The sequence below is a fragment of the Archangium sp. genome (assembly GCF_057119385.1).
In genome coordinates, this window is sequence record NZ_DBNGVP010000168.1 from 1 (window position 1) to 7,618 (window position 7,618).

Annotated in this window: 4 protein-coding genes and 1 tRNA gene; 1 reads left to right on the forward strand and 4 read right to left on the reverse strand. The window is 64.6% G+C overall.

All coding sequences use genetic code 11. From position 1 onward, the window contains the following. The coding region (locus tag AC16DP_RS40615; RefSeq protein WP_483956970.1) for a hypothetical protein at positions 1-198 on the reverse strand (198 nt) is incomplete at its 3' end. A gap of 577 nt (positions 199-775) precedes the next feature. Continuing rightward, positions 776-2,596 (reverse strand): thrombospondin type-1 domain-containing protein, encoded by a 1,821-nt coding sequence (locus AC16DP_RS40620; protein ID WP_483956971.1) that lies wholly within the window; start codon positions 2,594-2,596, stop codon positions 776-778. A gap of 445 nt (positions 2,597-3,041) precedes the next feature. Between AC16DP_RS40620 and AC16DP_RS40625 the strand changes: the two genes are divergently transcribed. Further along, positions 3,042-5,504, forward strand: coding sequence for an Ig-like domain-containing protein (locus AC16DP_RS40625; protein ID WP_483956972.1), 2,463 nt, complete (start codon positions 3,042-3,044; stop codon positions 5,502-5,504). 283 nt (positions 5,505-5,787) lie between these two features. Here AC16DP_RS40625 and AC16DP_RS40630 read toward each other — a convergent pair. Beyond that, positions 5,788-5,864, reverse strand: a tRNA-Asp gene (locus tag AC16DP_RS40630). 78 nt (positions 5,865-5,942) lie between these two features. Further along, positions 5,943-7,618 (reverse strand): thioesterase domain-containing protein (locus AC16DP_RS40635; protein WP_483956973.1); only part of this gene is annotated, 1,676 nt, incomplete at its 5' end.

Consider the following 7,618-nt stretch of genomic DNA (forward strand, 5'->3'; position numbering starts at 1 on the left):
GCGGGATGGAAAGTTGACGACCGAGCCGAAGCCGGAGAAGTGAGAGGCACCAGCGTCGCTCCGCTCCGATGATCGGCTTCGCCCGGAACTGGTGATCGGCTTGAGCCGGAATCGGTGATCGGCTTCGCCCGGAACAAGTGATCGCAATGGCCGGAATACGCATCGTCGCCCCGCGGCTTCGTTCCACGCTTCCTTCACGTCGGCCTCGCGGTCCGGCGCTCTGCGGTTCCCTTCGTTCGCGGTGACCTGCTCTCGGGAGGACTTCCACCTCCATGTCGATGCCCATGCCGGGCGCACAAAGAAAAGCCCAGCAACCCCTGAGGATTGCTGGGCTCTCCATGGCGAGGAGTACGGGACTTGAACCCGTGGACGAGGGGGGGGCCCTAAACCCGCGACGGCACACGCCATTCGAGGAATCGCGAGTGAATCCGGGCACTTCGAGTCCACGGGGCTGTTCCCGCAAGTCCCGCCTGTCACCCGGAGTACCCTCCAGCCCTGGAGACATTTTGGAGACAGAAACAGGGGGCGTACGGTGCTCCAGAAAAGAGGGAAGTTCGTAGGCGCCCTCCTGTAACTCCTCACCGCCTACCCGAGAACCTGAAAAAACGAGGCAGGCGGACCTGGGAGGGTTCCTGGCACTTCCTCTGGCTCTCCCCTGCGTGTCTTGGGAAGTTATTTGCCAGGAAGTGACTCCACAGGGGTCAACTACCCTGACACAAGAGGTGCATACCTGTCGGGAGTATCGGGGCTCAGTTTCCTGCGCCCCAGCGCTGGATCATGGACAAGTCCTGGAGCAGCCAGGCTTGGTCGTCCAGCACCATGTGCTTCCACCGAAGTTGTAGTTGGAGCCTGTGGTGCCCGCGTTGAATGGCGTATTCGACTGTGGGCCCCACTGCACGGTGGACCTAGCGACGGCAGGGCAGCTGCCGAAGTCGCAGGAGTACTTACACTCCGCGATACACACCTCGCAACTCAGGGAGCCCACCGGCTTGACTCCAGTGCAGAGGCTGTCAGCCACCGTTGCTCCGTCCGAGCGCTGGCAGGTGACGGTCCGCGTCTGTGTTCCGGCGCCGCAATCGTTAGAGCAGGCGCTCCAGCTTCCGCTGCTCCATGTGTACGTGTACGTGCAGGAAGCGCCCGTGCAGCTTTGGGATGTCGTCGGCTTGACTCCAGTGCAGAGGCTATCAGCCACCGTCACTCCGTCCGAGCGCTGGCAGGTGACGGTCCGCGTCTGCGTACCTGTGCCGCAGGTGGTAGAGCACACGCCCCAAGCACCACTGGTCCACGCATAGGAAATGACGTCAATAATGAAGCCCTGGAGGGTTTGCTGTCCGTTCCCATCCTTCACCGTCGCACTGATGGTGAACGATCCGCCGCTTGCGGGTGCAGTCCAGACCACCTCGCTCTGCGAAGCGTTGCTCAACGGAGTCCCCACCGTCCCTCCGCTTGCGCTCCACGCGAACGTGATGGCCCCACCCTCGGGATCATATGCACTCAGTGCGAGATTCACCGTCGCCCCTGCCAGGACCGATTGACTCGATTGGAACGTTCCGGCGATCACCGGCGCACCACTGGGTATGGAAGGTTTGCCCACGTTTATCCCCAGCTGACCCGTCGTGCTGCCCTGGCGGTTGTCCGTCACGGTGACCGTAATCATGCATACTCCGCTAGCGGGAGCCGTCGCGGGGGACGTCCAGACAGGGCTCTTGATGGCCGCATTGCTGAAGCTGCCGCCACAGCCACCGTCGGCCCAATTGTAAGTGATGGGGTCATTGTCGGGGTCCGCAGCGATTACGTCCAGGTTGACAACGCCTCCCGGAGGCACTTGGCCGAAGGGGGTACCGACCACCTGCGAGGCAACGGGCCAGGAGTTGAAGGAAACACTGACGCTGGCTGAGCCGCTCGCCTGCACCACCGCAATGGTCAGCGATACGCCTGCCTGTCCACCCCTGCCGTCGCTCACGGTGACGCTGAGGGTGTGGTTTCCAGGGGCTGCCGGTGCCAACCACGTCGGAGATGCCGTGGTGGCATTGGTGAGCGTTCCTCCCGTAGCCGTCCACGCGTACTTCAGTGTGTCGGAAGCGTCCACGTCAGAGGCGGTGACTGTGAGTGAGACGGACTGATTTGGGACCGCCTGCAATGTGGAGGCGGTGACCCCGGTAATGCGGGGCGCGCTGTTCACGAAGGGAGAAGGCGGAGTGTGCTGCTGAAGCAGGATATTCACGGCTGTGGTCGCATCGCTGTTGATGGTGATGCCCGTCGCCTGCCCCTCGTAAATTTTGGTATTGGCCGCATCGAACGCTTGGGCAAGGAAAGTGCGGCTGGTCCCAGCTGGAATGCCGCCGATAACCCCTTTCCATTGCCCACCGGTCTTCACGAGCTCGCGAACGATGTTCGGCGAAATGCCCGCCCCGCTCACCGCGAGCGTGACCTTTGTGACATCGGCGGAGGTGAGGGCCTGGGCCGAGACACCTACCTCGGCGGTGCCCTCATCCTCGGTGGGAGGCGTGCAGACAGGGAGTGCCGCAACGAGAAACATTGCAAGTGTTACTGGCAAAAAACGCTTCCAGCCGTGCGTCCGCACGATTGCCATCATGGACTTTCCTTGGAGAAGGGAGGGGGCGGGGCAACCGGATGTGCCTGTTCGGCTACGGATCCTTAGATGCTGTTGAACCGGAGAGAACGGCCATGGTTACTGATAGCCTTGACCAGCACATTCGCCCCTCAAGTGTGTTCCAGTCAACCTCTTCACTCAAAAAGCGGACTGTTCGCCTGCCGAGCAAAGAGACCACCAGGGCCTTGTTCCTGCGGCTAGGAATCTGCTCTTCACTCGACTGCCTTCAGGACGAACTGCTGCCGGCGCGCACGGTGGCCACCTGTGCATGCAGGAGGGCCTGGGTATACTCGCCCGTCGCTTGCATGGTTCAATTGGGCTCATGCTATGGATGCGTCACGCTCGATGTGACCGGGTAGGAGTCGAGCAGGTGCCAGACATCCCTAGGCATCGCTTCATGGCAACTCGAGGTCGCGCGGAGAAAAGCATGTACAAAGCAGGAAGGATTTTCTACTTCTGGTTGGTACTCGCACTCACCACCGTTGGGTGCGAGTTCCAATCGGAGGGTAACACGGGCTCGATCCAATTCGCGGTTTCGCTCGGGCAGTCGTTGAGCGCCAGCGATGTGGCTCGAATGACTGTCACTTCGTCGGGTCCGGACATCCCCTCGGTCACGCAAGAACTCACACTCACCAGCGGGAAGTGGGGAGGCGTTGTCACCGACGTGCCCACCGGCACAGACCGGAGTTTCCTCGCTCAAGCCTACAACTCCAGCGGAACCCTACTCTATAAAGGGCAAAGCTCCGGCGTCACCATCAATGCCAGCCAAACGACCTTGGTGGCCCTTACTCTCCTAGAGGTGACTCCTTCTTCTCCTTTCTCCAACGAGGCTCCCATCATCGGGTCGGTGGTTGCGTCTCCAACCACCGTGCAGATTGGGAAGACCGTATCGTTGAACGCGAGCGCGTCTGATCCAAATTCCACGGATACGCTGTCTTATGCCTGGACGGCGACCGCTGGTTCTTTCAGCAAGGCTTCCGAGGCCTCCACAACCTGGACTGCTCCAACGACAGTTGGTATTTCCTCGCTAACCCTCGTGGTGACGGACTCGCAGGGCACTGCAGCGGCGGTCACGCTCTCCATCAACGTCATCAATGGAACGGACGAAGGCCGCGCCGCCCTCGACGTGCAAGTCAATAATCACCCAGTCGTCTCTCGCGTCAGCAGTTCGTCGGCCCGGGTAAACGTCGGACAGGCCACCACGGTGACCGTCTCGGCTTCCGACAGTGATAGTGATCCCCTTACCTACCAGTGGTCGGCATCCTGTAGTGGGAGTTGGACTAGTGCAACCTCCAACACCGCGAGCTTCACTCCGTCCTCGCTGCCTTCGGGCGCGTGCAACAACTGCCAGTTGACCGTCGCTGTCTCGGACGGGCGTGGGGGCAAGAACACCGGAAAACTGAATCTGTGTGTGGTTTCCACCTCGCCCACGCGGTTCCCTCCGTCCATCATCCGCGCCTACCAGTCCTCGTCAACCGCCAGCCCGTCTCAAAGCCTCAGCTTTCAGGTGGAGGCCAGAGATCCGCAGAGCAGCACGCTATCCTTCCAGTGGTCAGCCAATGCGGGTCTGATGGGCACGGCCACGAGCGGGGCCACGAGCAGCAGCAATACCTGGACCGCGCCCACCTGCGTGCCTTCGGGCACCACTCTCTCCATCACCGCCACCGCCACCAACGGTTATGGCTTATCGGACTCCACCGCCTTCCAGGTGAGTGGGTTGCCCAGCTGCGCTCCTTCGACGGGTGGCAAGGCCGTACTCAATTACACCGGCGCGGACCAGTCGTGGAAGGTGCCCACCGGCGTGAACCGCATTCGCGTGAAACTATGGGGCGCGGGTGGCGGCGGTACGACGTTCTCGACGGGCGGTTACGGTGGCGGAGGCGCGTTTGCCGATGCCTTCCTGGGCGTCTCTCCAGGAGAAACCCTCACAGTTGTCGTTGGAGGTGGCGGAGCCCTCGGAACGTCCTCTAGCACGAGCGTCGCGGCTTACGGGGGGGGCGGCGCACCGGGTGTCCAGAGCGGCGCGGGTGGCGGTGGGCGCTCAGCGATTCGGCGCTCAACCTATGACTACGCCACCGCTGGAGGTGGAGGTGGGGCCGGCGCGGACGCGGACGGCACCTACAGCGATGGCGGACCCGGCGGATCGACCGGGCGTGACGGCAAAGATGGCGTTACGACCGATGGAACCTACGGGCTGAGAGGCCGGGGCGGAAGCAGCTCGGCGGGCGGTGCTGGAGGCTCAAGCGTGGGCGCGACATTCACGGCCCAGGCCGGCACGCAATACAAAGGCGGTGACGCATCGACGGAGTGGTGGTCCGGCGACGGAGGTGGAGGCGGGGGCGGATATTATGGTGGCGGCGCGGGCGGCGGTGACACGAGCGGCGGTGCCGGTGGTGGTGGGGGTGGTGGCTCCAGCTACGCTCCAAACGGAAGCGTCCTTGACGGTAGTGGTCGCAATGCGGGCGGCATGTTGGACTCTGATTACGTGACGGGAGTTGGCATGGGTGGCCAGGGCGGAATCGCTGGCGGCCATGGCCGCGTGGTCATCTACTCCGATGTCGAGCAGTATCCCCTCTCCAACGTGATGAAGTGCAGCACGCGTCCGCGCCTGAACCTGGCCAATGGTCAGCTGGCATGTTACGGCATCTGGGATTACGGCAACTCCTTTGGCGAAGACATGGATATGTGCGAAGACTACTCGACGCCCAAGACAGGCTGCGTGGTCAGCACTCCTGCCTGCACGAGTGGGAAGGCAACCGCAGTCGAGTTCATCGGTATCTCGTCCGCCACCAGCACCCAACTGTCGACGATTGCGACGAATCTCGGCGTGTCGACTCAACTGTTGAAGGAGGGGATGGCGAGAGTCTACGTGTACAACTGCTCACCCTGACTCCTGCTGCCTTAACAGGCTTCAACGCACCTCCAGGCCACGAGCCTGGAGGCGCAGGGCACCTCGTGCCGACAAACCCGGGTACGTCCCCCCGGCCCATCGGCTGTCGTAGATAAAGCCCACCTGTCTCCTGCGGCGAAGGACGCGGCCATCACCTGCTGGACGCAGCGGGGCCCCAGCATTCTGGAGACGGGCTCCACGACGCCAGGAAGGACAGGTGGATGAGAAAAGGCGAAGGGCCCGGAATCGTTGAGGTTTCCCTCTTGATTCCGGGCCCTTCTTTTGGCGAGGAGTACGGGACTTGAACCCGTGGCCTCCGGCGTGACAGGCCGGCGTTCTAACCAACTGAACTAACTCCCCATAGAGACGGCTCGGAGCGGGTCGCGCCCCGAGCGGCGTCGCTGTGTGGTGGCCTTATTAACTGATCAGAACTCCGTGTCAAGACTCAGATTTTCCGGACCGGGCGGACAGGAGCACGCCCAGCCGCTCGGCGAGCCCCTGGACCTCCGGCGCCTGGAGGAGGGAGTGGTGGTCGCCCGAAAGCACGTGCTCCTCCACCCCCCCGGCCACCCAGCGGCCCCAGCCTCCCGCGCTCCCCGCCGACGCGGGCACGGCCGTCCCGCTCGCCCGGAAGAGCGTGAGCCGCCCCCCGTAGGGCCCCGGCACGTACCGGGCCAGGGCGCGCAGGTTGCTCTCGAAGACGCGGTACAGGAGGCGGAGCTGCTCGAGCCCCACGCCCCGCCGCAGGACGCCTGCTTCGCGGCCCAGGCCGAGCAGCCGGCGTAGCAGCACCTCCTCGGACTCCGGGAGTGAGTCCTCCAGGAGCAGCCCGGGGACGGACAGGCCGAGCAGCCGCGCGGTGAACTCCACGAACCGGGAGGCGATCCAGGCGGCCCCGGCGCCCTCGGGCAGGCGCTGCTCGAAGGCGTAGGCGTCGAAGAGCACGAGCTGCTCCACGCGCTCGCCCTGCTGCTCGAGCTGCCGCGCCATCTCGAAGGCCACCACGCCACCCAGGGACCAGCCACCGAGCCGGTACGGGCCCACGGGCTGGACGGTGCGCAGGGCCTCCACGTAGCAGGCCGCCATGGACTCGACCGTCTCGAGCGGCACGCGCTCGCCCTCGAGCCCCGGGGACTGCAACGCGTAGAACGGCACCTCGGGGCCGAGCCGCCGCGCCAGCTCCATGTAGGGCAGGACCGTGCCGCTGACGGGGTGGACGCAGAAGAAGGGACGGCCCGAGCCCCCCGTCGACAGGGGTACCAGGGGGGACACGCTCCCCGGGGCCTGGCGCAGCCGCACCGCCAGCTCCTCGAGGGTGGGCGTCTGGAACAGCGCCGCCACCGGCAGGCTCCGGCCGAGGCGCTCGCGGATCATCGACATGAGCCGCATGCCCAGCAGCGAGTGGCCTCCCAGCTCGAAGAAGTTGCTCCCGGGCCCCACCGGCTGAACGCCCAGCAGCTCCTCCCAGATGCGGACGAGCTGGAGCTCCCACGTGTCCCGAGGCGCCACGACGGAGGTGTCCAGCGTGAGTCCCTCGGGAGCCGGGAGCGCCTTGCGGTCCACCTTGCCATTGGGCGTCAGCGGCAGGGCCTCCAGCACCACGAAGGCCGTGGGCACCATGTACTCGGGCAACTTCTCCCTCGCGTACGGCTTCAGCTCCGCCGCCTCGAGTGCCCTGCCTTCCGGCACCACGTACCCCACCAGGCGCTTGCCCTCGCCTCCCTCCTCCCGCACCACCACCACCGCCTCGCGCACGCCCTCGTGCTGCCGGAGCACCGCTTCCACTTCGCCCAGCTCGATGCGGAAGCCCCTCACCTTCACCTGGTGATCGATTCTCCCCAGGTACTCCAGCTCTCCGCTCCCCAGCCACCTCACCCGGTCTCCCGTCCGGTACAACCTCTCTCCTTCTCCGTACGGGCTCGGCACGAACCGCTCCGCCGTCAGCTCCGGCCTGCCGAAGTAGCCTCGCGCCTGTCCCTCTCCCCCGAGGTACAGCTCTCCCGCCACCCCCACCGGCACCGGCTTCATCTCCCCGTCCAGCACGTACGCCTGCGTTCCCTTCAGTGGCCTCCCAATCGTCGGCTCCCTCTCCGCCTCCCTCGGCACTCGCGTGT

Excerpts from the sequence above, each read along its gene's own strand:
- AC16DP_RS40620 (WP_483956971.1), bottom strand. The coding sequence starts at position 2,596 with ATGATGGCAATCGTGCGGACGCACGGCTGGAAGCGTTTTTTGCCAGTA.
- AC16DP_RS40625 (WP_483956972.1), top strand. The coding sequence starts at position 3,042 with ATGTACAAAGCAGGAAGGATTTTCTACTTCTGGTTGGTACTCGCACTC.